Source organism: Stutzerimonas stutzeri, from assembly GCF_024448715.1.
Taxonomy (GTDB): domain Bacteria; phylum Pseudomonadota; class Gammaproteobacteria; order Pseudomonadales; family Pseudomonadaceae; genus Stutzerimonas; species Stutzerimonas stutzeri_AR.
This window is the reverse complement of record NZ_JAMOHZ010000001.1, coordinates 679293-703726: the sequence shown is the minus strand read 5'-3', so window position 1 is coordinate 703726 and position 24434 is coordinate 679293. Positions and strand designations below refer to the sequence as shown.

General features: G+C 61.7%; 26 protein-coding genes. 16 read left to right on the top strand and 10 right to left on the bottom strand.

What is annotated here, in order from left to right; all coding sequences use genetic code 11:
* Positions 1–3: 3 nt before the first annotated feature.
* From NAV33_RS03090 to NAV33_RS03055, 8 genes are all read right to left on the bottom strand, one after another.
* Positions 4–474 carry a hypothetical protein gene (locus NAV33_RS03090; protein ID WP_255976806.1) on the bottom strand — a complete coding sequence of 157 codons (471 nt, stop codon included), beginning with the start codon at positions 472–474 and terminating at the stop codon, positions 4–6.
* Between the two features lie 221 nt (positions 475–695).
* The gene (locus NAV33_RS03085) at positions 696–1313 is read right to left on the bottom strand and encodes a DUF3164 family protein (RefSeq protein WP_255976804.1); all 618 of its coding nucleotides are present in this window, start codon (positions 1311–1313) and stop codon (positions 696–698) included.
* Positions 1314–1325: 12 nt separating this feature from the next.
* Complete coding sequence (locus NAV33_RS03080; RefSeq protein WP_255976802.1) at positions 1326–1643, bottom strand: hypothetical protein; 318 nt, start codon at positions 1641–1643, stop codon at positions 1326–1328.
* Positions 1624–2016: a hypothetical protein gene (locus NAV33_RS03075; protein ID WP_255976799.1), complete on the bottom strand. Its 393-nt coding sequence runs from the start codon at positions 2014–2016 to the stop codon at positions 1624–1626. The genes NAV33_RS03080 and NAV33_RS03075 overlap by 20 nt, the downstream gene beginning before the upstream one ends.
* The gene (locus NAV33_RS03070; protein WP_255976797.1) at positions 2013–2624 is read right to left on the bottom strand and encodes a winged helix-turn-helix transcriptional regulator; all 612 of its coding nucleotides are present in this window, start codon (positions 2622–2624) and stop codon (positions 2013–2015) included. Before NAV33_RS03070 ends, NAV33_RS03075 begins: the two co-directional genes overlap by 4 nt.
* On the bottom strand, positions 2624–3352 hold the full coding sequence (locus NAV33_RS03065; protein WP_255976795.1) for an AAA family ATPase: 729 nt from the start codon (positions 3350–3352) through the stop codon (positions 2624–2626). The genes NAV33_RS03070 and NAV33_RS03065 overlap by 1 nt, the downstream gene beginning before the upstream one ends.
* A 38-nt stretch (positions 3353–3390) precedes the next feature.
* A complete protein-coding gene (locus tag NAV33_RS03060; protein WP_255976793.1) occupies positions 3391–5430 on the bottom strand; it encodes a DNA-binding protein in 2040 nt (679 codons plus the stop codon).
* Between the two features lie 2 nt (positions 5431–5432).
* Complete coding sequence (locus NAV33_RS03055) at positions 5433–5798, bottom strand: helix-turn-helix domain-containing protein (RefSeq protein ID WP_255976791.1); 366 nt, start codon at positions 5796–5798, stop codon at positions 5433–5435.
* Between the two features lie 224 nt (positions 5799–6022).
* Between NAV33_RS03055 and NAV33_RS03050 the strand changes: the two genes are divergently transcribed.
* On the top strand, positions 6023–6676 hold the full coding sequence (locus NAV33_RS03050) for a LexA family transcriptional regulator (RefSeq protein ID WP_423836624.1): 654 nt from the start codon (positions 6023–6025) through the stop codon (positions 6674–6676).
* A 112-nt stretch (positions 6677–6788) separates the two neighbouring features.
* On the opposite strand, the gene NAV33_RS03045 is transcribed toward NAV33_RS03050, so the two are convergent.
* Positions 6789–7754, bottom strand: coding sequence for a LysR family transcriptional regulator (locus NAV33_RS03045; RefSeq protein WP_255976787.1), 966 nt, complete (start codon positions 7752–7754; stop codon positions 6789–6791).
* A 115-nt stretch (positions 7755–7869) separates the two neighbouring features.
* On the opposite strand from NAV33_RS03045, the gene NAV33_RS03040 reads away from it, so the two are divergent.
* From NAV33_RS03040 to NAV33_RS03020, 5 genes are all read left to right on the top strand, one after another.
* Complete coding sequence (locus NAV33_RS03040; RefSeq protein ID WP_255976785.1) at positions 7870–8286, top strand: DoxX family protein; 417 nt, start codon at positions 7870–7872, stop codon at positions 8284–8286.
* A gap of 54 nt (positions 8287–8340) precedes the next feature.
* Complete coding sequence (locus NAV33_RS03035) at positions 8341–9060, top strand: pirin family protein (protein WP_255977007.1); 720 nt, start codon at positions 8341–8343, stop codon at positions 9058–9060.
* Positions 9061–9276: 216 nt separating this feature from the next.
* Complete coding sequence (locus NAV33_RS03030) at positions 9277–11160, top strand: methyl-accepting chemotaxis protein (RefSeq protein ID WP_255976782.1); 1884 nt, start codon at positions 9277–9279, stop codon at positions 11158–11160.
* Between the two features lie 326 nt (positions 11161–11486).
* A complete protein-coding gene (yedA, locus tag NAV33_RS03025) occupies positions 11487–12392 on the top strand; it encodes a drug/metabolite exporter YedA (RefSeq protein ID WP_255976780.1) in 906 nt (301 codons plus the stop codon).
* Between the two features lie 179 nt (positions 12393–12571).
* A complete protein-coding gene (locus NAV33_RS03020) occupies positions 12572–13762 on the top strand; it encodes an MFS transporter (RefSeq protein WP_255976778.1) in 1191 nt (396 codons plus the stop codon).
* Positions 13763–13849: 87 nt separating this feature from the next.
* Here NAV33_RS03020 and NAV33_RS03015 read toward each other — a convergent pair whose 3' ends face one another.
* Positions 13850–14017: a hypothetical protein gene (locus NAV33_RS03015; protein ID WP_255976776.1), complete on the bottom strand. Its 168-nt coding sequence runs from the start codon at positions 14015–14017 to the stop codon at positions 13850–13852.
* 433 nt (positions 14018–14450) lie between these two features.
* Here NAV33_RS03015 and NAV33_RS03010 point away from each other — a divergent pair, with 433 nt between their 5' ends.
* The 10 genes from NAV33_RS03010 to coxB all read left to right on the top strand — a co-directional run bounded on the left by NAV33_RS03010 (position 14451) and on the right by coxB (position 24425).
* Positions 14451–14762, top strand: a complete 312-nt coding sequence (locus tag NAV33_RS03010; protein ID WP_255976774.1) for a general stress protein — start codon at positions 14451–14453, stop codon at positions 14760–14762.
* A gap of 366 nt (positions 14763–15128) precedes the next feature.
* Positions 15129–15785 carry a cytochrome c3 family protein gene (locus NAV33_RS03005; protein WP_255976772.1) on the top strand — a complete coding sequence of 219 codons (657 nt, stop codon included), beginning with the start codon at positions 15129–15131 and terminating at the stop codon, positions 15783–15785.
* Between the two features lie 4 nt (positions 15786–15789).
* A complete protein-coding gene (locus NAV33_RS03000; protein ID WP_255976769.1) occupies positions 15790–18741 on the top strand; it encodes a TAT-variant-translocated molybdopterin oxidoreductase in 2952 nt (983 codons plus the stop codon).
* Positions 18734–20089 (top strand): NrfD/PsrC family molybdoenzyme membrane anchor subunit, encoded by a 1356-nt coding sequence (nrfD, locus tag NAV33_RS02995; RefSeq protein WP_255976767.1) that lies wholly within the window; start codon positions 18734–18736, stop codon positions 20087–20089. Before NAV33_RS03000 ends, nrfD begins: the two co-directional genes overlap by 8 nt.
* The gene (locus NAV33_RS02990; protein ID WP_255976765.1) at positions 20082–20609 is read left to right on the top strand and encodes a DUF3341 domain-containing protein; all 528 of its coding nucleotides are present in this window, start codon (positions 20082–20084) and stop codon (positions 20607–20609) included. Before nrfD ends, NAV33_RS02990 begins: the two co-directional genes overlap by 8 nt.
* Positions 20606–21136, top strand: coding sequence for a c-type cytochrome (locus NAV33_RS02985; protein ID WP_255976763.1), 531 nt, complete (start codon positions 20606–20608; stop codon positions 21134–21136). The genes NAV33_RS02990 and NAV33_RS02985 overlap by 4 nt, the downstream gene beginning before the upstream one ends.
* Positions 21133–22131 carry a hypothetical protein gene (locus tag NAV33_RS02980; protein ID WP_255976761.1) on the top strand — a complete coding sequence of 333 codons (999 nt, stop codon included), beginning with the start codon at positions 21133–21135 and terminating at the stop codon, positions 22129–22131. Before NAV33_RS02985 ends, NAV33_RS02980 begins: the two co-directional genes overlap by 4 nt.
* On the top strand, positions 22128–22559 hold the full coding sequence (locus NAV33_RS02975; RefSeq protein WP_255976759.1) for a hypothetical protein: 432 nt from the start codon (positions 22128–22130) through the stop codon (positions 22557–22559). Before NAV33_RS02980 ends, NAV33_RS02975 begins: the two co-directional genes overlap by 4 nt.
* Positions 22556–23464, top strand: coding sequence for an SCO family protein (locus NAV33_RS02970; RefSeq protein ID WP_255976757.1), 909 nt, complete (start codon positions 22556–22558; stop codon positions 23462–23464). The genes NAV33_RS02975 and NAV33_RS02970 overlap by 4 nt, the downstream gene beginning before the upstream one ends.
* Positions 23457–24425, top strand: a complete 969-nt coding sequence (coxB, locus tag NAV33_RS02965; RefSeq protein ID WP_255976755.1) for a cytochrome c oxidase subunit II — start codon at positions 23457–23459, stop codon at positions 24423–24425. Before NAV33_RS02970 ends, coxB begins: the two co-directional genes overlap by 8 nt.
* Positions 24426–24434: the final 9 nt, after the last annotated feature.

Sequence of the window (24434 nt, the reverse complement as noted above, 5' to 3'; positions counted from 1 at the left end):
CTCCTAGCGTTGACGGGCGGTGATGTGGAAATCGCGGCAGAGCTGACGGACCTTCTTCTCGGTCAGGCCTAGTTGGCCGGCGATCTGCTTGGGCGGATTGCCCAGCGCGGCCTTGGCCATGACGCGGCCGGCCAGCTGTGCGTCGCTCAGCGGTGCCTCGCTCGCGGCAGCGGGGACCGGAGCCGGCAACTGCTCGGGCACTTGGGCGGCTGGCTGTGCTGCCACGGCAGGCAACGGCTCGATCGGTGCTGGGAAGACGGAAAGCGCCGGCGATTTCTCGAACAGGTGCGCATAGACCGGGGTGCGGCGCGGGTTGATGAAGAACGGCGCGGGGCCGTCGAGCATCTTGGCGCCGACCTGCTCGATCTCACCGCCACGGGCGAGGAAGGCTTCGGTCGCGGCGGCGATCCGCTGGCTCTCGGCTTCCAGCTCGGGCGAGCGCGACGGGAGCGCGCAAATAGTCCGTGCCTGCATGTCAGCATCCTCCCTTCAGGTCTGCCGCTTCGCTCTGGCGCCGCGGGGTGAACCGAGACGGAAACCAGTCGCACACCTCATCAGCCGGGACATGCCCGTATATCGCCGTGCAGCGCCGGCAGTGAACGCAGTCACCGCAGGTCTTGCCATCCGGCAGATCCATTCCATCCTCGGGCCGTTTTCCGCGCCGATATGGTTCGCGTTCTTCGATCTTGGCCATCTCACACCCCCGCAATATCGAGGCTGATGGGCTGGTACTGGTCGGTATCCCCCACGCGCTCATAGATGCGAATGTAGGACTTGGAACCGACCACTTGGCAGGCTTCGCCAATGGCCTTCATGGCGCGCTGCCAGCGCTCGTCCCCGATCTCTAGGCGGCGCAGGGCAAGCACGCGAGCGGTGCGGATCTCGCCCTTGGTGTCGGTGCGAAACGCATCGTTGACCAAGGTGACGACCTCGGGCCGCGCGCCCTCGGTCCAGTCGCGAAGGCACTCATCGATCAAGGCACGCGCGGCCTGCAGGCGCTCGTCCAGGACGATGCTTTCCTGCACGGCAAGCTGGATTTTGTAGCGGCCGTCGAAGCTGTGCAGGGTGGTGTTGCCCTTCTTGCCACCGACGCGCGCGCCGTACTCTTCGAAGCTCATCTCGATGAAGGCCTTGATGTCACCGAAAGCGACTTGCTTGAAATCGCGCAGTTCGGTGCTCAACTCACTGGCGCGATCGACCAGGTGACGCACCAGGCGGTCGCGCTCCTGGTCGATTGGCTTGATCATGCTTTCCGGGATCAGGTGGCCCTGGCCGTTTTGCCGGAACCCGGCGGGTATCTGTTGAATGGTCATGCGGTGTAGCTCCTAGTGTGTTGTTGCCCATTCTTCGGGGCGGGTGTAGCTGATGGCTTCGCGCCATTCGAGGGTTACGCCCATGAACTGGACGGTGTACTTGGTGCTGCCAGCGCTGGCGGAGCGAGTGAAGCCGTCCACCAGGCGCTGTTGAAGCAGCCGACGGGCGCCATCTGCGTCGATGGTCAGGCGGTTGCCGGTCGGGTCGAAGTGGTTCAGGCGGACCTCCAGGCGGCGCAGCATGCGAGCGGCGTCATTGAAGGCGCGCAAGGAACCTGCGAACACGGGCGTTAGGACTTTCAGCGGCTTTTCACTGGTGCTGGCGTGCATGGGCCGACTCCTTGCTGTTGCAGGTAGGGTTGTTCGAGCAGTGCTGGCAGGCGCGCCAGTGCTGCATGGCCATCGGGTTGTGCGTCGGGGCGGGCCTTTCGCGGAATGTTTGGCACTGGATGAGCGTGATCGTGGATTCCAGTGCCGGGCAGTCCAGCTGCCCTAACGCATCAAGCACGCGGCGCTCGACTCCGGCCGTGCTGTTGGAGGGGTAGCAGTTGCGCAGGACGGTGCTAACGGTGGCGCGGTTCATGCCGATGCGTCGGGCTGCAGCGGTCATGTTGCTGCGCTCGACCTCGGCCGTTAGCAGACCGACCCACAAGGGCGGCTCGCCGCCCCACGCTTCTTCTACTGATTGGCGGATGGCGGTCATGCTTGGGCTCCTTCCAGCTGGCTGTAAACGACTTCGCCGAGGTTTGGGTCGTACAGTTGGCCACCGCGTTGCACCATTGGCGCCAACGGTCCGGTGTACTTACCGGGGGCGAGTCGATAACGGGCTCGGCTACCGTTTTTGCCACCCTGGGCTGCTTGCGTTTGCAGCAGATAACCCGCCCTGTGCAGCCATTTCAGATACTGAATGGCTGTTCCGAGTGAGGCCTTTCCTGCGGCTGCTGCTGCCTGGTCTGCCAGCTCAGTTGCGCTCGTTTCACCGAGAATCCGAAGGCTGCGCCACATCGTTTCGTTTAACCGGCCGGCGCTGCTTGGCTCTCCACTTTTTGTGACGGCTGGGGCTTCCGCACCGCAGTCTCTGACGAGGCGAATAAGTGGCGCCCCGGTGACGCGCTCCGTCAGCCGCTCCGTAAAACCGGCTTTTTCCAAAGCCTTGATGTAGCTCCGAACCGCGCCGATATCCACATCTGCACGGGCCGCAATATCGCTGTAGGTAGTAGTGTTTTGCTCGGCTCGCAGGACTTCCCATATCCGCTGCCGATTGCTCTTCAAGCCTTTCATTTCCAAATGAATTGGCTTGCGACCAGCCATTACGCGCGCCTCCGAGCCGGCGCCTCGCCGGTAAACCAGCCTCGACCGAGCTGTTTCCATTGCTGCAGGTCGACGGCGTCCAGGCCGATGGCTTCGGCCTCGGAGTAGATGCGGTAGAGGTTGACCGCCACGCGCCGCAGGCAGCCGTGGACTGCTTTGCGCAGATCCTCCAGCAGTGCATCTTCGATCTGCAGCTTGGGATAGCTGGCGACGGCGAGCGCCTGCATGTCTTCAAGGGTGGCTGGCTGCGCCGGTACCCATTCGAGCACTCGGTTGTGCAGCCGCTCGAGCTTGGCCAGGCTGGTGGGGACGCGCTCTTCACCGATCAGTACCAATGTGCCTTGGCTCGCGTTGTAGATATCGGTCAGGACGTTGGCCACTGCCTTGTCCAGCAGGTACTGGACGTCGTCGATGATCAAGGGGCGGCCGCTGCGCGACAGCTGCTCGGCGACCTGGTCGACCATGTCCGACAGGGTGCGGCCCGGCAGGACTGACATTTCGCGCAGGATGGCCTGCAGAAATGCCTTCTTGCTCCAGGTGTCGCGACATTCGACGTAGTAGGCGCGGTAGCGGTTGGCCGCGAAGGCAGCGCCGACGCTCTTACCGAGTCCACTCGCGCCATACATGGCGACCAGCCCCGGCAGCCCCATCGGCCGGGATTGAGCCCGCTCGATGGCGCTGGCCAGAAGCCCTACGTTTGTTAGTGCAACGATTTTGCTAACACTCATTACTGCTCTCCTTTTGGCCTCCCCCGAGGCCGGTTGTGTTACGCGCGGGCCTGTTGGCTTGGGTCCGCGTCGAACAAATCTTTCATTGACTGCCACTCTTGCCGGCTCGGGTAATGCGCGTGCCAGCGGGCTTCTCCGCTAGTCAGCTCAGCGCCCGTTTGGGTCTTCGCTTCCAGTTCCTTCCACAGGCGATAGCGGGCTACGCTGTCGCCTGGCAGTTGGAAGTCGATGGCGGTTGGTGCGAGGTCGATGGCGAACTGGCGAGCTGCGGCCATCTGCTCGCCGCTGAGCTGAGCGGATGGCGCCGAGGGCGGGGCGATCATTTCCACGCGCTTGCCGGTCAGCGTTTCGAGCTTGTCCATGGCGCGTTTCATCTGGCCTTGCTCGCGCTTCTCATAGGCTTGCTCGATGAGCGGCTTGGGCATGTAGTCGCTGGCATTGCCGTCGAGCAGTGCCTCGCCGAGCAGCTCGCCTTCTAGCGTCCGGATCCAAACGCGCGAGGCGTCGCGAACGTCGTATGCCACCCGGATCTCTTCGCCGTGCAGGTCGCGCAGGGCGTCGAGGAAGTAGCGCTGGTTGGCCCAGGTCACTTCGCCGCGCCGGGTTGGGCGGATGACCTGCGGGCGCATCAGGTCGTGGACTAGCTCTGCCGGGGCGAGCATCGGCTCCCAGCCTTCGGCGCGGGCCGCTTCCCAGGCCTCGTTCGGGCTCATGTGCCGCAGCTTGCCGGTCTCGGGGTCGCGGATCTTTTCCAGGCCCCGGTGAGGGCGGTCGTTGTAGGCCTCGATCTCGAACTCGACGCCCGACATGAATTCGCTGAACGTGGGCAGCAAACGGGTGGTGCCGGTTTCGCGCAGCTGCTTTCGGCTGACGCGGTGCACCTTGGTGCCGGCGTGCTTGTCCATGTCGGCGCCGATGTAGCTGGTGAGCTTCTTGGCTGCGTTGACCCAGATGGTCTGGTGGACGCGCTCGATCAGCCCTCGCGCCTGGCTGTTGTATGGCAGGGCATGGGTCATTGTGCCGCCGAGGCGATCGACCACTTCACGCACCGCGCTGTTGGCGAAGCCGGATCCGTTGTCGACGTAAAAGATGGCGAACATGCCGCCGCGTGTGATGGCGTCGCGCAGGGCGTCCATCACACCGATGGTCGACTCGGCTTCGCCGATCGAGATGCCGAGGATCCGCCGCGTGGCCACGTCGATGACGGTGGTGGTTTCCGGGCGGTATGGCTTGCCGGTGCGTGGGTTGAGAACCTCGGCGTCAAACTTGTGGCCGTCGGCCGTGAAGACGTCGCACGGGAACATGTTCTTGGTGGTGCGGCGGCGGAATGGCTGCAGCGCCTTGAGTTCCTGCGGCGTCCGGCGACCGGCTTCGCGTGCCTCCGGGCTCAGCTTGTTGAGGAAACGACGCACCTGGTGGATGCTCGGTCGCTCGCCCTGGCACTTGGCCGCGAACTCGGCATAGCTGGCTTCGACGCTGGGCTTTGTGGGGCGCTGAAAGCAGCGCAGGAAGTCCTTCGCCCAATCCGGTACGCCCATATCCTTGCCGCCACGCGCCGGAGCCAGTCCGGTTTCACCCTGCTTGCGGTAGTCACCCAGCCAACGCTTGAGCGTCCGCTCGGAAAGGCTGCGGTCTTCTGTCTTGCGGTCGTTGGCTCGGACTAGCAGTTCGGACAGGTACGGGCTGAGCTGGTCGTTTTTGGCCAGGTCCACCAGGGCCAGAATGGCGCGCTGCTGGCTGATGGTCTGGCTCATGCGCTCGATTTCACGAACGAAGGCGAGGCGAGCCGTCATGACCGAGCGTTGTTTTTCGCTCAAGCGTGACGCATTTTTCGCGTCACGCTGCGTCGATTCAGGCTGGTCGGTTGCGACCGGCGGTGCCTCGCTGCCGACTGACGCGGCGATCAGTGCGGCCTGGGTTTCGGACGGCAGTACGGCAAAGGCGTATTCGATGGCCTTGCTGCCGAGGCGGCGTTGACCTTCCCAGCCGTTGCGCTCGGCAAGCTTGCGTATACCTCGCTCGGTTCCGGGCATTCCTGGCTTCCCAGCCAGCTCTTGCGCTGTGTACCAATTACGCATGATCAGTCTTCCTTTCTGCTCTTGCTAACGTGTTCAAGCTCACGCATTGCGTTATGCTTTTGCGCATAAATCGGCTCATGCACAGGTGCATAGAAAGCGGAGGTTTCGGCCCGGCTCGGACGCTCGCGTTTAGGAGTTGCTTCATCCACCCAACGATCCGGCCATATGTCGATCGGACGGAGGCCTAGCGCTTTTGCAATAGCTCTTTCCATCCGTGGGTAGGGCTGTCGCTTCACGTTGTTCATGGCATTGCGAACCACGCCCAGGCCGCGAGCGAGTTCTGCTAGTGAGCTGTTGTTGGATCGCAGCTGCCATTTGATCCACTCCCAGCGCTTCAGCGGGTCGTGGGGAACTTTTGACTTTTTCATGCCTGATTCCAAGTTTCGGGCTTACCGTTTTCGGGTTTCTAACCTGTTCTTGGGAATAGTATCGTCCCGTAAATAGGAACAAGCAAGCCGAATTCGGGCGTTCCGATTCCTTTTTTTGCGTGCTCGCCTCTCGTTTTTGAGATTTACTAGGAAAATCAATGGCATACGAAGAATCGGAACAAGATTCGCCATCGGAACAGGCAGTTCCGTTTGCTATAGAGGGAATGGGAACCCGAATATCGTTGCTGGCTGACCTATACCCGTCCCGAAAACGGGCTGCTCAGGCTGCTGGGGTTGCGTTGTCTTCGCTGCAGCGGTGGATCGCTGAAGAGGGAACGCCTGCGATCGATTCGGTTGCGCGTCTCGCTTACGACAAAGGCGTATCGCTGGACTGGGTTGCCACCGGTTCCGGCAGCATGTACCGGAACGCGCCGGGGGGCGTTTCGGACGATGCGGATGATCCGTACGCATATATCCCGCTTTACGACGCCCGTTGCAGCGCTGGCCACGGCTCTTGGAACGAGCGCTGTAAGGTATTAGCCAGGTTGGCCTTCACTCGATACTCGTTGCGTAAGAAAGGCCTGAATCCGGGCAACCTGTCGGCGCTGCGCAACGATGGCGACTCAATGTCGGGCACGATCGAGGACGGTGACACGGTCATGATCGATGAGAGCAGGAACAGCCTGGAGGGTGAGGGCGTTTATGTCGTTCTGCTGGATGAGCACCTATACGCCAAACGCCTGCAGCGTCAGTTCGACGGGGCGATCCACATCATCAGTGACAACAAGGACTACCGCGATATGGTGGTGCCGAAAGCCAGGGTGAATGAGTTGCAAATTCTTGGTCGAGCGGTATGGGCCGGCGGCTGGCTGATCTGACTCACTAAACGGTGAGTGACCGGATGCCAAAGAGCCCGCTAAATTGCGGGCTCTTGCTTGAGATCGGCCGGATATTGCTTAGCGCTGCTTTGGCACTGGCCCGCCCGTCGGCTCACCCAACGAGCCCGCGCCGCGCCTGGCCTGCCCAGGTCCTCCCGCTTTGTCCCGGCTCATCCCACCGACTCTCCCCCCTGTGCCAAACATAAAACCTCCTCACAAGATAGTCAATCAGTAAGCGGACCAGCACGTTTGCTTGTCGATGCTGCGGGTAGACGGCGTATACCTTCGCCGACGGCAACTCGTATTCGCGCAACACGCGAACCAGGGTTCCTGCCTCAAGCGCCGTACCGACTATAAAGGTTGGCAGCATGGCGAGTCCAAGCCCTGCAACGGCCGCATCACGGACCAGCTCGCCGTTATTCACCCGCAGCCGACCCCGAACCCCGATTCGCTCGACTCGCCCATCGATCCAATAGCTCCAGTCAACAGCTTTGCCGTGCCCATACAACAGGCAATCATGGGCGCGGACGTCCGAGGGGAGCTGTGGCGCGCCCCGTAGGCGCAAATAATCAGGGCTGCAGCAGGTGACGGTTTCCAGCGGCGCGATTTGCCGCGCGACCAGCGTTGAGTCCTCCAGTACGCCGATTCGCACGGTCATGTCATAGCCTTCTTCGAGCAGGTCGATCACCCGATCGCTGAGGTCCAGCTCGATGCTTACGTCGGGGTATCGCTGCAGGAAACCGGGCAGCAAGGGGCTCAGGTGCAGGGTCCCGAACGACATGGGTGCAGACAGCCGCAGCAAACCGCGCGGGGAGTTGCTTTGCAGGGTAACCAGATGCTCGGCCTCATCAACGTCATCAAGTATCCGCCGTGCTCGTTCGTAATAGGCCAGGCCGACCGGAGTCGCGTTCAGCTTCCGTGTAGAGCGGTTGATCAGACGCACCCCTAGCCGCGCTTCCAGCGCCGTCATCCGGCGGCTCACGAACTGCTTGGACAGGCCCAGCGTTTCCGCCGCTGCCGTGAAGCTCTTGCAGTCCAGCACGCTGACAAACAGGCGCATGTCCTCGAATTGGCTCATTGTCTCCTCCTGGTGGACGATCAAACGCTTTTCAAGTGATTTATCGATACAGGAGCGGACAGTAATCTGTTTCCACGGTGCTGAACACAGCCCTTCAAACCTCAAGGAGATTTCGATGACTACCATTTCACATGCGAGCGCAACCCTTGCCGGCCGTGCACTTCTGGCTTCGCTGTTTCTGGTAAGCGGCTTCGGCAAACTGGCCGCACCGAGCGCAACCATCGGTTATATCACCAGCACTGGCCTGCCGTTGCCCGAAGTGGCGCTGGCTGGCGCATTGGTCATCGAACTGGGCTTCGCCGCGGCGCTGTTGGTGGGCTACCGCACCAAGCTCGTCGCCTCCGTAATGGCGCTGTTCACATTGATCACGGCCGTGGTGTTCCACAACCAGCTCGGTGACCAGGGCCAGCTGATTCACTTCCTGAAAAACCTGTCGATCGTAGGTGGTTTAGTGCAGGTGGCGGCCTTTGGCGCTGGCGCTTTCAGCCTCGATCATTTGCGCAAAGCAAAGCCAACTCACGCGATCGTCTGACCAAAACAGCCTAGGCGGCCACCTTTCTGATTCAAGGAGAAACGCATGACCAGCATGACTGAAATCCGTAAGGCATCTGAGCGTGGTCTGGCCGATCATGGCTGGCTGAAGTCGCGCCACAGCTTTTCCTTCGCTTCCTATTACGATCCGGAGCATGTGGGGTTTTCCGACCTGCTTGTGATCAACGATGACCGGGTAGCCGCTGGCGGTGGCTTCGGCAAACACCCGCACCGCGACATGGAGATCTTTTCCTATGTGCTCGATGGAGAGCTGGAGCACAAGGACACCCTGGGCACTGGGTCGGTAATTCGCCCAGGCGACGTACAGTTGATGAGTGCCGGTACCGGCGTGGCCCACAGCGAATACAACGCCAGCTCGACCCGGCCCGTCCATTTTCTGCAGATCTGGATAGTGCCGGCTGCAAAAGGCATCGCTCCGCGCTACCAGCAGCAAAACTTTTCGGCAGCGGATAAGCGTGGGCAACTGCGCCTAGTGCTCTCGCCAAATGGGGATGATGGGTCGTTGACCATCAATCAGGACGCCCGCGTCTATGCGGGACTGTTCGATGGTGACGAACGCGCTTCGCTGGCGCTGCCTGCGTTGCGGAATGCCTATGTCCATGTGGTCGCAGGATCGTTGAGCGTGAACGGACAACGCTTGAACGAAGGAGATGGGTTGAAGATCCGTGACGCCGACACGCTTGAGTTCTCCCATGGTGAAAATGCTGAGGTATTGGTGTTCGACCTTCGCCCGATGGACCGACCAAGGGTGTAGCGGTGGGCCTCTGTATGCCGTGAACGAGCGGCCGGTCAGTCTTGACCGGCCTTTTCTACAGCTGGCCGGGCCATAGACCTGTCATGGCCTCATCTAGAGTTGAAACCTCCACGAAACCCGGGGCGATCCATTTACGGCGATCCGACGCGTTCAAGAAATAAGCAGCCCGGCCGATGCATTGACACGTCGTATATAAAAACAACAATGGAGCCTGTTATGCCCCTTCAGCTTTCCTGGAAACAAAAATTCCGCTGGTTGATCGCGATTTGCCTGCTCGGCTTGGCCGTAATGGCGGGCTCCGCTCTTTGGGTCAACGAGCGGCTCGCGAGCGCGTTTCATGCACAGCAGGTTGCGACCGATTTCCAGGCGCAGTCGACCGAGTTGCTCAATGACTGGCTGCGCCTGCGCAATCTACGTGCCCAGCTCACCCCGGAGACAGTCGAACGCTTCGGCGAGCAACTGAGCTCCCTAGAGGTCAGCGCCAAGGCCTTCGCCGAAGCGTCTCGCCAATTGAATGACGAACCCACCATCAAGCGCGCTGAAAAGATCGCTGCCTTGCTCGACAGTGACCTGACTTTGCAGCGGCAGTGGCTCGAGCTCAATCAGAGCCTCGGCCTGCGCGCGACGGACAAGCTGCGTCAGTCTCTTGTTCTCGCCGCTGCGGAGCTGGAAAAGATCAATATCGGTTTGATACAGCCGTTCGTCGCGACCGCGCTCACCAAGCAGCGCGACTACCTGTCAACGTTCGATCCCTCCTTCGCCGCGAACGCGCGGGAGGCGATCGCCGCCATGCAAAAGCAGATCATCGAGCTCGACTGGCAAGACAGCAAAGTCGGCGAGAGCGTGCGTGAGTATGAGCAAACATTCGGCCTGGCCGATGCACTGATCGGTCAGATCCGCGATGTGCAGGAGCAGATGAAGACCCAGGCGGCAACGATCGAAACGACGGTTGACGAGCTAGACACCGCGCTCGCCAACGGCATCGTCGCCAGCACCGGCCGGGAAGTGGAACAGGCTCGGCAGTCGACGTTGATCATTTTGGGGCTGACCTTCCTTGGTGGCTCGATATTCCTGATGATCACTCTGGGGCGCGCATCTGGCGCACTGTTCGGCCAATTGAAGCGCGTTACCGACCTGCTCGCCCGTGTGGCGGCTGGAGACCTGACTGGGCAACTGGCCATCGGCAACAACCGCAAGGACGAATTCAACCAGCTGGGTATCGCCACCAACGACATGATTCAGCGTGTCGGCGGCCTGATTCGTCAGGTGGCCGATGGCAACCGAGATATGGAGCGCCTGTATGCTCACCTCAAGGAAGCCATGAACCGCCTTGAGGTCAACAGCGAGCAGGTCGAGCAGCAGACCGAGCAGGCAGCGTCGGCCTCGCACCAGATCTCCGCCACGGTTAGCGAGATAGCGCGGCGGACCAATGAGGTCGGCACCGCGTCCCAGTCCGCCTGCAACTCTGCGCAGGTCGGCAGCCAGATCATCGGCTCCAGCGTCGACAATATTCGCCGTCTGTCCGGTCTGATTCGGACCACGCACGAACAGGTCGTATCGCTGACCCAGAGCGGCAAGCAGGTCAATAGCATCATCGGCGTAATCAATGGCCTGGCGGAACAGACCAACCTGCTTGCCCTCAACGCTGCCATCGAGGCTGCCCGTGCCGGCGAGGCTGGTCGCGGCTTCTCGGTGGTTGCCGACGAAGTACGCTCACTTGCACAGAAGACGGTAGCCGCCACGACCGACATCGCCGCGATCGTCAGCGAGCTGGACCGCCAGACGCGCAAGATGGACGAACTGATCGGCAGCGGTTTATCACTCGCTCAGCAGAGCGAAACCGATGCTGGTGAGGTGGCCGGCGCTATTGGCGACATCACCCAATCGGTAGAAACCCTGACCGCAGAGATGAGTCAGGTTGTGGTGGCAGTGGAAGAGATTTCCGCAACCACCGACGACATCGCTATGAAAATGGAGGACATCAATACCCACACCGGCGAAACCCGTACCTTGCGCCAGACGTTGGATACACATACTCAGGGGCTTCAGTCGCAGGTCGAAGCACTCAGCGAACGCACCGGAAAATTCCGCGTCGTCTGAGCGACAGCCGCGTTTGTTCAGCGGTGTACGCCGAGCCGTTATCGCTGAGCCATTGAATCGGGGCGGCAGGCAGTTCTGTCCAAACCGTTTCTCGACAGCTTCAAGCTCGATAAAGGCCCAATAGTGGCAAACGTAAACAGAGGTGTGCGGCAAGGTCCGACGGCAACTGTGAAATGTCCATGCTCAACAGTCCCTTGGCTTGGACAGCTGCAGCAAACCAGGTGGTGCGACAAACTGCACCGGCAAACAAAAACCTGACTGTGCTTATTGCCCTACTGGCGACCTGCCTAGAATGATCGGTCCCATTTCCCACTCGGGTCTGTCCCATGTCTTCGCGCCGCTTTCCGTTGCTGCTCGTGGGCGCTTTCCTCGCGCTCTATCTGATCTGGGGCTCCACTTACTTCGTCATCAAGGTTGGTGTGCAATCCTGGCCGCCGATGCTGCTTGCCGGATTGCGGTTCGTCATTGCCGGCAGCCTGATGTTTGCCTGGCTGCGCTGGCGCGATGTACCTGTACCGACAGCGAAGGAGTGGCGGTCGTGTGCCATCGTCGGGTTTCTGTTGCTCAGCTGCGGTAATGGCGGCGTGACCCTTGCCGAGCATCTTGGCGTGGCATCGGCAGTGGCGGCGCTAGCCATTGCCACGGTTCCGCTGTTTGCGCTGTTGTTCGGACTGATCTGGGGTCAGCGCACCACCGGGCTGGAGTGGGGCGGCATCTTGCTCGGGCTGATCGGGATCGGCCTGCTTAACCTCGGTCATAACCTGCAGGCGAGTCCGCTGGGTGCGGTACTGGTATTGCTCGCGGCGGCGAGCTGGGCGCTCGGTTCGATGTGGAGCCGACATCTCAGCCTGCCAAGTGGCGCCATGGCCAGCTCAGCGCAGATGCTGGTTGGTGGAGTGGTGTTGTTGTTTGGCAGCGCCGCAAGTGGTGAGCGCATGCAGCAGATGCCCGATCTTGCCGGCTGGCTTGCCCTTGCTTATCTAACGCTGCTCGGCTCCATCGTTGCCTTCAGTGCCTATCTTTATCTGCTCAAGCATGTGCGGCCCGCTGCGGCCACCAGCTACGCCTACGTTAATCCGGTAGTCGCGGTGCTGCTGGGTATCAGCTTCGCCGGTGAGCGGATTGGTGCGGTGGAATGGCTGGCGATGACGGTGATCGTCAGTGCCGTGGTGTTGATCGGGTTGCCACAGTGGCGCAGACCGAAAGCGGCTGTCGCAGCGAAGCCTGTCTGAATCGCTAATGCTGCGGTCGCATCGCGGTTGTATGATGAGTGCTCGCTTTACCAAGAGCGAAACCGTTCGGCTGTGGTCATAATCCATGAAAGGTACATGGCGGGTTGTTCCTGCTCGCGCCGGGGTGCCGCTGCTCCGGCGCAGTCAATTTGCATTTCATCACATCGACAGGTGTACCGATGCCCGCTGCGAAAACACCTGCTACCAACGACACCTTTTTCATTTTGTCGCTGGTGGTCTTCAACTTCATTTCCTTCATTTCCATTGGTATTCCGCTGGCGTCTCTGCCGGGTTATATCCATGAAAGCCTCGGTTTCAGCACCGCCATAGCGGGCATCGTTATCGGTGCGCAATACCTGACCACCTTGCTCTGCCGCCCCCTCGCCGGGCGGCTGGCGGATGAGCGTGGCGCAAAAAAAACCGTGCTGATCGGCATGGCGTCCAGCCTGGTCAGTGGATTGCTGTTGCTGATCTCTGCATTGCTCGAATCCTGGCCGATGGCGAGCATCGGCGTGATGCTGGTGAGCCGGCTGATCCTTGGCTTCACGCAGAGCCTGATCGGTATTTCCGCAATCACTTGGGGCATTAGTCGTCTGGGACCGGAAAGCACGGCGCGGATGATTTCTTGGAACGGCGTCGCTGCTTACGGTGGGGTCGGTATCGGCGCACCGCTGGGCGTGCTTCTAACGCAATCGCTGGGATTGTGGAGCCTTGGCGCGGTGACTATGCTGCTGGCGACGATCGGATTGGCGCTGGCTTGGCGACGGGGCGACGCGCCGCTCAATCCTGGCGAACGGCTGCCGTTTGGCAAGGTGCTCTGGAAAGTCGCTCCGCCCGGTATCAGCTTGGCATTAGCGACCATCGGTTACGGGACGCTGACCGCTTTTATCGCGTTGTATTACGACGCGCGTGGCTGGGAGGGGGCCGCCTGGTGCCTGACCGCCTTCGCCTTTGCCTTCATCGGAACACGCCTTCTGTTCCCCAACTTGATCAATAGGGTAGGCGGCTACTCGGTCGCGGTGATCTGTCTGGTGGTGGAAATTCTCGGCCTGGTCATGCTCTGGCTCGCCGAGGCTCCGGGTGTTGCGCTGGCCGGATCAGCCCTGACCGGGTGCGGACTATCCTTGCTCTATCCGGCATTGGGCGTCGGCGTGGTTTCCCGGGTCGGAGTCGCCAACCGCAGCTCGGGGCTCAGCGTCTTCGCTATGTTCTTCGATCTGGCGCTGGGGCTGTCCGGGGCAATCATGGGAGTGTTGGCCGTCTACATTGGTATGCAGAGCATCTTTCTCGGCGCAGCGGCCATGGCCGTTGCCAGCTTGGCGATTGTGTGGCTGCTGCTCAAGCAGGAGCGCAAAGCGGAGGCTGTTTAGCGCCGGTGTTTCATAGTCGATGGCGGCCAGGAGAGCGTCCAGCCAGGACGTCTGCTGACGTCCTTCAGGCGCCGACCGGCCTGAACGCTACCGGCTGGTGCAAAACCCGATATCGAACGATGCGCGCCGCGCCAAGGCGGCGGCGCTTGGTCGGTAGTCGCGCTTGTCTCGGTGCAGTTGCTTCCAGAGTTCCAGCGGCTGCGTGACGCTGAGATCGGAATGCTTGACCAGGTTTTCCAAGGTTTTGCTGTTCATACGGCCTCCAATAGCTCGATCGAGTGGTTGGTGGTCTTGAGATAGTCGCGTCCTTGCGCCAGCCGTCGCGGCTTTCCATGGAGCTGAGATTGCCTGGGGCGAGTTACAGCTTGTTGACAATGGCGGCATGATTTTCAAGCCGGATGAACGGTTCAGCCGAGATTCAGCGGTGCGTTCGTTTGTTTCGCCATTAGATTTCAAACTATGGCGTAAGCCTGAAACCATTGGATTTTGCCGTTTCGTTGCTATCGAAACGCAACTACGTGTGTGATGGATTTTTTATTAATACAGCCGTTTAGCTTGTTGCTGTGCCAATTAACCGTTCATCGTCAGTTATAACTTTTAGTGAACTCCTGCGCGCTTGTTGCCCTCCGAGATAGTGAGGCGGTTGTAGTGCAGTCGCCATTTTTTACCAAGTAACTGGAGTGATCTCATGTCGAATGATAAGAGCGGAAATCCGGGTAACTTTGCCAACGATCGCGAAAAGGCCTCAGAAGCTGGGCAGAAAGGCGGCCACAACAGCGGCGGCAACTTTGCCAACGATCCGCAGCGCGCATCTGAGGCTGGCCAAAAAGGTGGTCAGAACAGTGGCGGCAACTTCGCCAATGATCGTGAAAAAGCCTCCGAAGCAGGCAAGAAAGGCGGCCAGAATAGCGGCGGCAACTTTGCCAATGACCGCGAAAAGGCCTCCGAAGCTGGCAAGAAGGGTGGCGAGAACAGCCATGGCGGTGGGCGTAGCTCCTGATGAAGTAGCCTATTGCTAGTTAGAAAAGCGGGGCTCGCATCGCGGGCCCCGCTTTTTTATGAGTAACTGGCTGATAGCCATATTAGTGCATATATAGCTACTCATTGTCCGACACTTAGTAGCTGCATATAAAAATATTTATTTCTTTAATCATTATTTTTGCTGAAACGATAGAAGTAGCAGTTCAACATCGCTCGATTATTTTTTTGCTGCCGCTTCGCTCAAACATACTGCCGACCAATCCTGGCTCCTGGCTCCTGGCTCCTGGCTCCTGGCTCCTGGCTTCTGGTCAGTGGCAGTTCGTTAGTGAACTCCCGGCGCGCTTCGCGGCCGAAACAGATTGATACAAACGACTCCGAAGGGGCCATGGCTCAGGTTTTCCCGCGTTCGGCTGATATGTGGCTGCGTCTGGCCTTGTTCATCTTGATAGGTGGACTTTTTGCGCTGTTCGCTGCGCTGGTGGTGCTGGATCGCTCCGACTACATCACTGATAAAGGGTGGGTAGTGCAGCAACCGGTGCCGTTCAGTCATGAACATCATGCTGGGGCGCTAAAAATTGACTGCCGCTACTGCCATGACAGCGTCGAAGTCAGCCCAGTCGCTGGGTTGCCGCCAACCTATACCTGTATGAGCTGCCATTCGCAGATATGGACCGGTGCGCAGATGCTCGCGCCGGTGCGCCAGAGCCTCGCACGGCAAGAGCCGCTGCGCTGGAACCGGGTCAGTGAGCTTCCCGACTATGTCTATTTCCATCATGGCGTCCACGTGAACGCTGGGGTCGGTTGCGAAACCTGCCACGGTCAGGTGGACACCATGCCGCTGATGTACCGGGCCGAGACCTTCACCATGAGCTGGTGCCTGGATTGCCACCAGAACCCGGCGCCACGGTTGCGTCCCCGCGATGCGGTCACAGAGATGGGCTGGAGTACCTCGCATGACCGTCAACAGTTGGGAGAGCGATTGATTCGGGAGAACCACATCGAGACGCAAAACCTGACCGACTGCTACATCTGCCACAGGTAACTCAATGGAACGCACGCCACTCGACTATTCGGTTATTCGCCAGCGCCTCGAAGGCCAGCATGGGCCGCGCTATTGGCGCAGCCTGGAGCAGCTGGCCGATGAGCCGGCGTTCGTCGAGTTCGTCGATGCGGAGTTTCCGGGCATTGCGCCTGCGATGGATCGACGGCGTTTCCTGCAACTGATGGGCGCCTCGATGGCTATGGCCGGTCTCGCCGGGTGCGGCCAGGAACCCGAACATGGTGTGCCCTACGTCGTGCAGCCCGAAAAAGTGATTCCCGGTGAGGCGCGTTGGTACGCCACCGCAGTTCCATTCGCCGGCTACGCCCAGCCTGTGCTGGGTCGCACCCATGTTGGCCGCCCGACCAAGCTGGAAGGCAATCCCAATCACCCCTCCAGCCTCGGCGCAGCCACCGCGTTCACCCAGGCCGCTATCCTTCAACTGTACGACCCGGATCGATCGCAAGCGCCGCGTTATCAGGGGCGCGGCACCACCTGGAATGCCTTCCAGACGGTGGCTTTCGAACGTGCGGCCAAGTGGGACGCCAGCGGCGGGCGCGGCCTGCATCTGCTGGCCGGGGCGAGCAGTTCGCCAACGCTGCAGCGGCAGTTCGCCGAATTGCTGAAGCGTTGGCCCGAAGCGCGCCTGTATCGCTTCGAGCCCTGGCATGGCGACGCTTACGCGGCTACCGAACAGGCGACCGGCCAGCCATTGGAAACCCATTACCGTTTCGAAAATGCCGAGTGGGTGTTGAGCTTCGAACATGACTGGCTTGGCGCAGGCCCGCACGAACTGCCCCACGCGCTGGGCTGGAGCGAGCGCAAGCGGCGGGCAGCGCGAGGTGAGGGCGAGGCCCGCCTGTTTGTCATCGAAGCGTTATCGACCGTGACCGGCGCCAAGGCCTCGGAGCGACGGCGTGTCGAGCCGGCCGAATTGCACGGCTATGTTCAGGCATTGGCCGCAGCGCTCGGCGAGAGCTCTGCACCGCCGCTTCCAGGCGATGCGCAACGCTGGATCGAGACCTTGGCGGAAGGGCTGCAGGCGCGTCGGGGGCGTTGTTTGATTACCGCTGGCGAATTCGCACCGCTCGACGTGCAGGCAGCGGTGCACTGGCTAAATCAGCGCCTCGGCAATATCGGCCACACCCTCGAATACACCCAGCCGATAACTTGGATCGAAGCCGGCGGCAGACGTCTGGATGATCTCCCAGCGTTGACGACCGCGATGGAACACGGCGAGGTCGAGGCCCTGCTGATGCTCGACTGCAATCCGGTACACACTGCGCCGGGCAACCTTGAGTTCGAGCGCTTACTGCAGCAGGTCCCGCTGCGTATCCATGCCGGCCTCTACTACGACGAGACCGCCGCTCATAGCCACTGGCACTTGCCGTTGAGCCATGCGCTCGATGGCTGGTGCGATATGCGCGCCGCGGACGGCAGCGTTTGTCTGGCACAACCGTTGGTGCGCCCGTTCTACAGCAGCCGTTCGCCGGACGAGATCCTCGCGTTGCTTCAGGGTCAACTGACGCCGGACGCCCGCGCGATGGTGCGTCAGACTTGGCAGAGCCTGGACGACCACGCCTGGCGTGAAGCGTTGGAGCGAGGCTTTATCTGCGCCTCGGCATACGACCCGGTTGAAGTGACCGTAAAGCCGCCACGCTGGGATTCGGTGGAGCCGCAAGAGGGACTGACTGTGCTGTTCCGACCCGATCCCAGCGTCTGGGACGGCCGTTTCGCCAATCTCGGCTGGCTGCAGGAACTGCCCAAGCCGATCAGCAAGTTGACTTGGGACAACGTCATCGGCATTTCCCCAAGCCTGAGCGAGCGGCGTGGCATTAGCAGTGGCGACCGGCTGCAGGTCACCATTGATGGCGCGTACATCGAAGGTCCGGCCTGGGTGATGCCCGGCCAGGCTGACGCCACGCTCAGCCTGTTCGGCGGTTACGGGCGCAGCCGTGCCGGCCGGGTGGGCGATGGCCTTGGCTACAACGTTGCGCCACTGCGCACGGCAAATGAGCCTTGGATGCGCCCCGGCGCCGCATTGACGCGTCTGGAGGGCCGAATCGAGCTGGCTTCAACCCAGCCGCACCACGTGCTGGCAGGCAAGGAACTGATCCGCAGCCTGCCGCGCGAAGAGGCATACCGGTACGAGCCGCCGAAACCCGCGCAACCGACCTTGTACCCGCCGCAGGCAAAAAGCGATACCGCCTGGGGCATGGTGATCGACCTGGACCAATGCATCGGTTGCAATGCCTGCGTGGTCGCATGCCAGGCGGAGAACAACGTTCCTGTGGTCGGCAAGGAACAGGTCCGGATGGGCCGCGAGATGCACTGGCTGCGGGTCGATCATTATTACGGCGGCGATCCGCGCGAGCCGAAGTCGGCATTTCAGCCCGTGCCCTGCATGCATTGCGATCAGGCACCGTGCGAGGTCGGCTGTCCGGTGAACGCCACGGTGCACGGCCCCGATGGGCTGAACGAGCAGATCTACAACCGCTGCATCGGCACCCGCACCTGTTCGTCGTACTGCCCGTACAAGGTCCGTCGATTCAACTGGTACAACCTCACGGCAGACGACCCGCCAGCATTGCAGGCGCAGCGCAATCCCAATGTCACCGTGCGTGGCCGCGGCGTGATGGAGAAATGCACGTACTGCGTCCAGCGCATCAGCGAGGCGCGCATCGCCGCTCGAATCGAAGACAGGGAAATCGCCGATGGCGAGGTGAAAACTGCATGCCAGCAGACCTGTCCGACCCAGGCGATCGTCTTCGGCAACCTGCTCGATCCGGCAGCCGAGGTCAACCGCGAGCGCCGCACCCGGCGCCACTACGCGTTGCTCGAAGAACTCAACACCAGACCCAAGACCACCTACCTCGGCCTGGTCGAAGACGCACCCGTATTGCCGGGCGAGGCGGCGCCGCTGGATCTGGAATCGGCGAAAGGGGAGCGCGATGGCTGACACACCGCATTTCCTGCGCCGCGACTTGCCGCTGGGTGAAGTGTCTGCACGAGTGCTCGACGTCCCGGTGCACTTCAATCGCTACCGCCGCGCCTGGTGGGTGCTGTTTCTCTGTGGCTGCCTGCTGCTCGGAGTATTTCTCGCCGCTGCGACCGTGGTGCTATGGAACGGCGTTGGCGTCTGGGGCAACAACATTCCGGTCAACTGGGGTTTTGCCATCATCAATTACATGTGGTGGCTTGGGATAGGGCATGCCGGCACCTTTATTTCCGCGCTGCTGTTGCTGCTCAACCGGCCCTGGCGCAATTCACTGAACCGCTTGGCCGAACTGATGACGCTGATGGCCGTGGTTTGCGCCGGCATCTACCCGATCCTGCATCTGGGGCGTCCCTGGCTGTTCTTCTGGACGGCGCCTTACCCGAACACCATGGAACTGTGGCCACAGTTCAAGAGCCCGACCGCCTGGGATTTTTTCGCCGTGCTCGGCTATCTCGGCGTGTCGCTGCTGTTTCTCTACGTGGGCTCGATCCCGGATTTCGCATCGGCGCGCGACCGGGCAACGAAGCGGCATTATCAGGTTTTCTACGGGTTGCTTGCCCTCGGCTGGCGTGGCGCAGCCTCGCATTGGAGCCATTGGCGCCGGACCTACCGCTTCATCGCGCTGCTAGCGGTGCCGCTGGTGTTCTCGGTATCCAGCGGCTATTCGTTCCTGCTCGATCTCGCTCCCGAAACCGGCTGGCATTCCACCGTGTTCCCGCCGTATTTCGTCGCCGGCGCGGTGTTTTCCGGCTTCGCCATGGTCATCGTCATCGCGCTCGGCCTGCGGCGTTTCTTTGGTTGGCAGGATCTGATCACCGACGCCCACCTGAACAAGCTCGGGTTGCTGTTGCTCGCCAGTGCCTGGATGACCGGCTACGGCTACATTCTCGAGCCGTTCATCGCGTTCTACTCGGGCAAGGAACATGAAATTCTGGTCACCCTCAACCGAATGGCAGGACCGACCGCCTGGAGTTTCTGGCTGGCGATCTTCTTCAATCTGGTGGTGGTGCAGGCACTGTGGTGGCCTGCGGTGCGGCGCAACGGCCGGGCGATGCTGGCGATCGCCATCGGCGTGCTGGTAGGGATGTGGTGCGAGCGCTATATGCTCATCGTCCAGCCGCCGACGCGGGACTATTTGGTGTCGAGCTGGCAGCCATACAGCCCATCGTTTTGGGATTGGGCGCTGTTCGTCGGCACCTTCGGCCTGTTCCTCGTGCCGTTTTCGCTTTTCATGCGCTTCTTGCCGATGGTCTCGACGTTCGAGGTCAAGAAAGTGCTGCACCGCTATCGCGGAGGCGCCGATGATTGAGCATCACTACGGCCTGCTCGCCGATTTCGCTCAGCCCGAGGCGCTGCTCGACGCGGCCCGCGCAGCGCGTGAGGCGGGTTACAAGCGGCTGGAAGCCTACAGCCCGTTTCCGCTGGAGGGGCTGGAAGAGATACTCGAACACCGCAGCAACAGCGTCTATTGGTTCGGCGTGGTCGGCGCGCTCTTCGGTGTTGCGCTCGGCCTCGGCATGCAGATTTACGCCAACCTCAGCTATCCGCTGGAAATTGGCGGCCGTCCACTGATCGCACTGCAATCGTTCAGCATCGTCACCTTTTTGATCATGGTCAGCAGCGCCACGCTGTTCGCCGTGTTCGGTCTGCTCTGGCGGTGCCGGCTGCCGCTGCTTTGGCATCCGCTGCATGGGGTCGAGGCCTTCGGCCGTGCCAGCGATGACCGCTTCCTGCTGTGTATCCGTGCCGACGATCCGTTGTACCAACGCACCGGGACGGCGTTGTGGCTGGCGGAGCGAGCGGTGTCGGTCAGCGAGGTGCCGGCATGAGGCGCTGGATAACCGCTGTGCTGCTGCCAGCGCTGCTTGCCGGTTGCGATGACATGTCGCGCCAGCCGCGGGACAGGGCACAGGAGTCCAGCGTTTTCTTTGCCGACGGTAAGGTCAATCAGACGCCTCCAGGCGGGACCGTCGCACGTGGCGATCTGGCCCGCGATGCCGAACTGGCACAGCGACCGGACATGACGATGGCGCTGTTGCAGCGTGGCGAAGAGCGCTACCGAATCTTCTGTTCGCCGTGCCACGGGCTCGCCGGTGATGGCAACGGCACCGTGGTCAACCGTGGTTTCCCACGCCCGCCGGATTTCACCGAATCCAGGCTGATCGACGCCCCTGACCGGCATTTTATGGATGTGATCGCCCACGGCTACGGACAGATGTACAGCTACGCAGCGCGTGTGGCGCCTGCGGATCGCTGGGCCATCGTCGGCTACATTCGCGCGCTGCAACTCAGCCGCCGCGCGGAGCTGAACGCGTTGCCGCAATCCGACCGAGCGACGCTGGAGACCTTGCCATGAGCGCACGCAAAGCGGCGACGGCGGCTGGCGTGCTGGGCCTGCTCGGATGGTTGCTGTGCCTGGTTTTCGCCAGCCGGGAAGCGGTCGCGGCCAGCCTCGCCAGCCTGCTTGGGTTTGCCGCTGTGCCGCTGGGTGGCGTGTGCCTGGGGCTCAGCCTGGCGCTGGTCAGCGGCAGCGCACGCGATCAGCTCTGGCCTTGGGCCGTGGTCAGCGGGCGATCCATGCCGGTGCTGGCGCTGATGGCCCTGCCGGTATTGGCCGGTGCGGGCGTGCTGTACGAGTGGGTCGGGGCCGAGGCGGGCGGATTTCGCGGTCTGTGGCTTGCCTGGCCGAGTTTCGCCATACGCGGCGTGCTCTACCTGGCACTGTGGATTGCGCTGGCGCGCTGGATATTGCCGACCGCGATCGTGCGTCCTGCCGCGTCCGGGATCGGCCTGATTGCGCTGGTGCTGAGCACATCTCTGGCGGCGGTCGACTGGTCCATGTCGCTGGAGCCGCATTTCAAATCGAGTCTTTATGGACTTATCTGGTTCGCACGGCTGTTGCTCGGCGGTGTCGCCTTCAACTGCCTGCTGGCACCGTCGGCGAACGCCGAACGCCCTGGCGTGCTGCGCGGCATGCTGGCTGCTGCGGTGCTGGTCTGGCTGTACCTGCATTTCATGCAATATCTGGTGATCTGGTACGGCAATTTGCCGGAGGAGATTCGCTGGTATCAGCATCGCGGCGAAGGCGGCTGGCTGTGGCTGACCTGGCTGCTCGGCGCGGGGCAGACGCTGGTGTTCCTCGCACTGCTCTGGCCGATTTCACAGCGCCCCAGGCTGCTTGCCGGTCTGGCGACGGCGACGCTGCTGTTGGGTCTGGCCGAGGGCGCGTGGCTGAGTTTGCCGGGTCTCGCTCATGTTCAACCGTCGTTGTTGGGTGTTTCCCTGATTTGCGCCTGGCTCGCTGGCGGCGGGCTGCTGGCGCTGGCGTTGCTGCCGAGGAGGACGACATGAGCGTGCCGGTCGACCCGGTTTCCAAGGAAGACGGCTTCGAGCACCAGGACGCCAACGTCAAGGTGCTGATGATGGTCGGCTTCAGTATTTTCGTCGTGTTGCTGCTGTCCGGAGCGGGCGTCGCGGGCCTGTTGTGGTGGTACGACAAACAGCCCGAGCCGCCAACCACGGCGCTCGAACGGCAGCTGCAAACACCGCCGGAGCCGCGTCTGGAGAACGATCCGCGCGCCGGCGGCAACCGAGTGCTAAGCCAGGCACGCACGCTGATCTCAGGTTATGGCTGGATCGACCGCGAGGCAGGTCTGGCGCGTATTCCGGTGCAGCGTGGCATGGCCTTGTTGGCTGAACGCGGCTGGCCCTCGCGCGTGGAGCCAGGCGAAACGACGCCGCCGCGCGTGCAGCAGGCCAAGGGGAGGGCGCAGCCGTGAGGCATCAACCCCTGGCCACGTCCCGCTTTGAACGCTACTTCGTCACCTTGCTTCTGGCATTGCTCGTCCTGCTGCACGGTGTCCCGGCCGCAGCCGAGGCGCCGTTCGATCCGTTCGCTGCCGCTGGGATCGAGCAAAAGCCCGGCGCTCAGGCGCCGCTCGACCTGCGCTTCCGGGATAACGAAGGCAAGTTGGTTGAGCTTGGCGAACTGATTGCCGAACGCCCGGTAATCCTCGCGCCGGTCTATTACCGTTGCCCGAATGTCTGCGGTGCGCAGTTGGCGAGCCTGTTCAATCTGCTCACGGCATTGTCGTTCGAAGTCGGAAAGGATTACGAGGTGATCGCCTTCAGCTTCGACCCGCGCGAGACCCCCGCTGATGCCCAGGCCGAGCGTGCCAAGCTGCGCGAGCGTTGGCCGCAATTGGCGGACTCGCCGCACGTGCACTTCCTGACGGACAGCGCGCCCATGGAGCAGGCCAGCAACAACCTATCAAACCCTGGCCCCGCGGCAACACCCATCCCGCAACAATCCTCCGGCGCCGCGCTGGCCGAGGCTATCGGCTTTCGCTACCGCTGGGACCCGGAAATCCAGGAGTACGCCCACGCCTCGGCCATCGCGACCCTGAGCCCGGCCGGGAAATTGGTGCGCTGGCTGTACGGCCTCGGCTACCAGCCGGACGACATGCGCCTGGCATTGACCGACGCCGGCGAAGGGCGCGTTGGCTCGCTCGGCGATCAATTGTTGCTGCTCTGCTATCACTACAATCCGCGCACTGGCGGCTACGACAACATCGTCATCGCCGCCCTGCAGGTTGGTGGCATCGGCACCACGCTTGCGCTGGGTGGCTTCATTGGCCTGACGCTCTGGCGTGAACGGCGCAAGCGGGGTGCTGCGGATGAATGAAGAGTTCGTCCGCTTCTGGCCGCAAGTCGCCTCCAGCTATGCCGGAAATGTCGACTGGCTGGTCATTGCCTTCACCGGAATGATGATGTTCTTCGTCGTGCCGGTATTCGTGCTGCTGACACTGTTCGCCTTCCGCTACCGCAAGGGCACCAAGGTGCCGCGCGACCATCGCCCGCGGGGCAGCATGAAGGTCGAATTGACCTGGATCGCGATTCCCTTCGTCGGTGCGATGGTCATCTACCTGGTCTCTGCCAGGCTCTATTACGAAGTACGCACGCCGCCACCCGATGCGATGGAAATTCAGGTGGTGGGCAAGCAATGGATGTGGAAATTCCAGCACCCCGGCGGCCAGCGCGAGATCAATACCCTGCACGTGCCCGTGGGGCGCCCGGTGAAGCTCAACATGATTTCCCAGGACGTGATTCACAGCCTCTACTTTCCGGCGCTGCGGGTGAAGCAGGACCTGCTGCCGGGACGCTATACCCAGCTCTGGTTCGAGGCCAACAAGACCGGTCGATTCGATGCCTATTGCGCCGAATATTGCGGCACCGACCATTCTCATATGCTCGCCAGCCTGATCATCCAGCCGGCGCAGGAGTACGAGGCCTGGCTGGAGCAGGCCGGCAGCTCGGAAAGCCTGGCCGAGCAGGGCGAGGCACTGTTTCGCCAGTTCGGTTGCAGCGGCTGCCACGGCGAGGCGAACGTCGCCCACGCACCAAGCCTGGAGGGCCTCTATGGCCGCCGCGTGGCGCTGCAGAACGGCCAATCGGTGGTGGCAGATGACGGCTACATCCGCGACAGCATTCTGCTGCCAAACAAACAGTTGGTGGCCGGCTTCGAGCCCATCATGCCCAGCTTCGACAACGTATTGGATGAAGAAGCAGTGCTGCGCCTGACGGCCTATATCAAGTCGCTCGGCCGCGCCGGGGAAGGCGGGCAGGACGACCCCGAACAGCCCTGAGCTACCCCA

What these genes read in the sequence shown, in the direction of transcription:
- NAV33_RS03090 (WP_255976806.1), bottom strand. Translation starts at nt 474, where the DNA reads ATGCAGGCACGGACTATTTGCGCGCTCCCGTCGCGCTCGCCCGAGCTG.
- NAV33_RS03085 (WP_255976804.1), bottom strand. Translation starts at nt 1,313, where the DNA reads ATGACCATTCAACAGATACCCGCCGGGTTCCGGCAAAACGGCCAGGGC.
- NAV33_RS03080 (WP_255976802.1), bottom strand. Translation starts at nt 1,643, where the DNA reads ATGCACGCCAGCACCAGTGAAAAGCCGCTGAAAGTCCTAACGCCCGTG.
- NAV33_RS03075 (WP_255976799.1), bottom strand. Translation starts at nt 2,016, where the DNA reads ATGACCGCCATCCGCCAATCAGTAGAAGAAGCGTGGGGCGGCGAGCCG.
- NAV33_RS03070 (WP_255976797.1), bottom strand. Translation starts at nt 2,624, where the DNA reads ATGGCTGGTCGCAAGCCAATTCATTTGGAAATGAAAGGCTTGAAGAGC.
- NAV33_RS03065 (WP_255976795.1), bottom strand. Translation starts at nt 3,352, where the DNA reads ATGAGTGTTAGCAAAATCGTTGCACTAACAAACGTAGGGCTTCTGGCC.
- NAV33_RS03060 (WP_255976793.1), bottom strand. Translation starts at nt 5,430, where the DNA reads ATGCGTAATTGGTACACAGCGCAAGAGCTGGCTGGGAAGCCAGGAATG.
- NAV33_RS03055 (WP_255976791.1), bottom strand. Translation starts at nt 5,798, where the DNA reads ATGAAAAAGTCAAAAGTTCCCCACGACCCGCTGAAGCGCTGGGAGTGG.
- NAV33_RS03050 (WP_423836624.1), top strand. Translation starts at nt 6,023, where the DNA reads ATGGGAACCCGAATATCGTTGCTGGCTGACCTATACCCGTCCCGAAAA.
- NAV33_RS03045 (WP_255976787.1), bottom strand. Translation starts at nt 7,754, where the DNA reads ATGAGCCAATTCGAGGACATGCGCCTGTTTGTCAGCGTGCTGGACTGC.
- NAV33_RS03040 (WP_255976785.1), top strand. Translation starts at nt 7,870, where the DNA reads ATGACTACCATTTCACATGCGAGCGCAACCCTTGCCGGCCGTGCACTT.
- NAV33_RS03035 (WP_255977007.1), top strand. Translation starts at nt 8,341, where the DNA reads ATGACTGAAATCCGTAAGGCATCTGAGCGTGGTCTGGCCGATCATGGC.
- NAV33_RS03030 (WP_255976782.1), top strand. Translation starts at nt 9,277, where the DNA reads ATGCCCCTTCAGCTTTCCTGGAAACAAAAATTCCGCTGGTTGATCGCG.
- yedA (WP_255976780.1), top strand. Translation starts at nt 11,487, where the DNA reads ATGTCTTCGCGCCGCTTTCCGTTGCTGCTCGTGGGCGCTTTCCTCGCG.
- NAV33_RS03020 (WP_255976778.1), top strand. Translation starts at nt 12,572, where the DNA reads ATGCCCGCTGCGAAAACACCTGCTACCAACGACACCTTTTTCATTTTG.
- NAV33_RS03015 (WP_255976776.1), bottom strand. Translation starts at nt 14,017, where the DNA reads ATGAACAGCAAAACCTTGGAAAACCTGGTCAAGCATTCCGATCTCAGC.
- NAV33_RS03010 (WP_255976774.1), top strand. Translation starts at nt 14,451, where the DNA reads ATGTCGAATGATAAGAGCGGAAATCCGGGTAACTTTGCCAACGATCGC.
- NAV33_RS03005 (WP_255976772.1), top strand. Translation starts at nt 15,129, where the DNA reads ATGGCTCAGGTTTTCCCGCGTTCGGCTGATATGTGGCTGCGTCTGGCC.
- NAV33_RS03000 (WP_255976769.1), top strand. Translation starts at nt 15,790, where the DNA reads ATGGAACGCACGCCACTCGACTATTCGGTTATTCGCCAGCGCCTCGAA.
- nrfD (WP_255976767.1), top strand. Translation starts at nt 18,734, where the DNA reads ATGGCTGACACACCGCATTTCCTGCGCCGCGACTTGCCGCTGGGTGAA.
- NAV33_RS02990 (WP_255976765.1), top strand. Translation starts at nt 20,082, where the DNA reads ATGATTGAGCATCACTACGGCCTGCTCGCCGATTTCGCTCAGCCCGAG.
- NAV33_RS02985 (WP_255976763.1), top strand. Translation starts at nt 20,606, where the DNA reads ATGAGGCGCTGGATAACCGCTGTGCTGCTGCCAGCGCTGCTTGCCGGT.
- NAV33_RS02980 (WP_255976761.1), top strand. Translation starts at nt 21,133, where the DNA reads ATGAGCGCACGCAAAGCGGCGACGGCGGCTGGCGTGCTGGGCCTGCTC.
- NAV33_RS02975 (WP_255976759.1), top strand. Translation starts at nt 22,128, where the DNA reads ATGAGCGTGCCGGTCGACCCGGTTTCCAAGGAAGACGGCTTCGAGCAC.
- coxB (WP_255976755.1), top strand. Translation starts at nt 23,457, where the DNA reads ATGAATGAAGAGTTCGTCCGCTTCTGGCCGCAAGTCGCCTCCAGCTAT.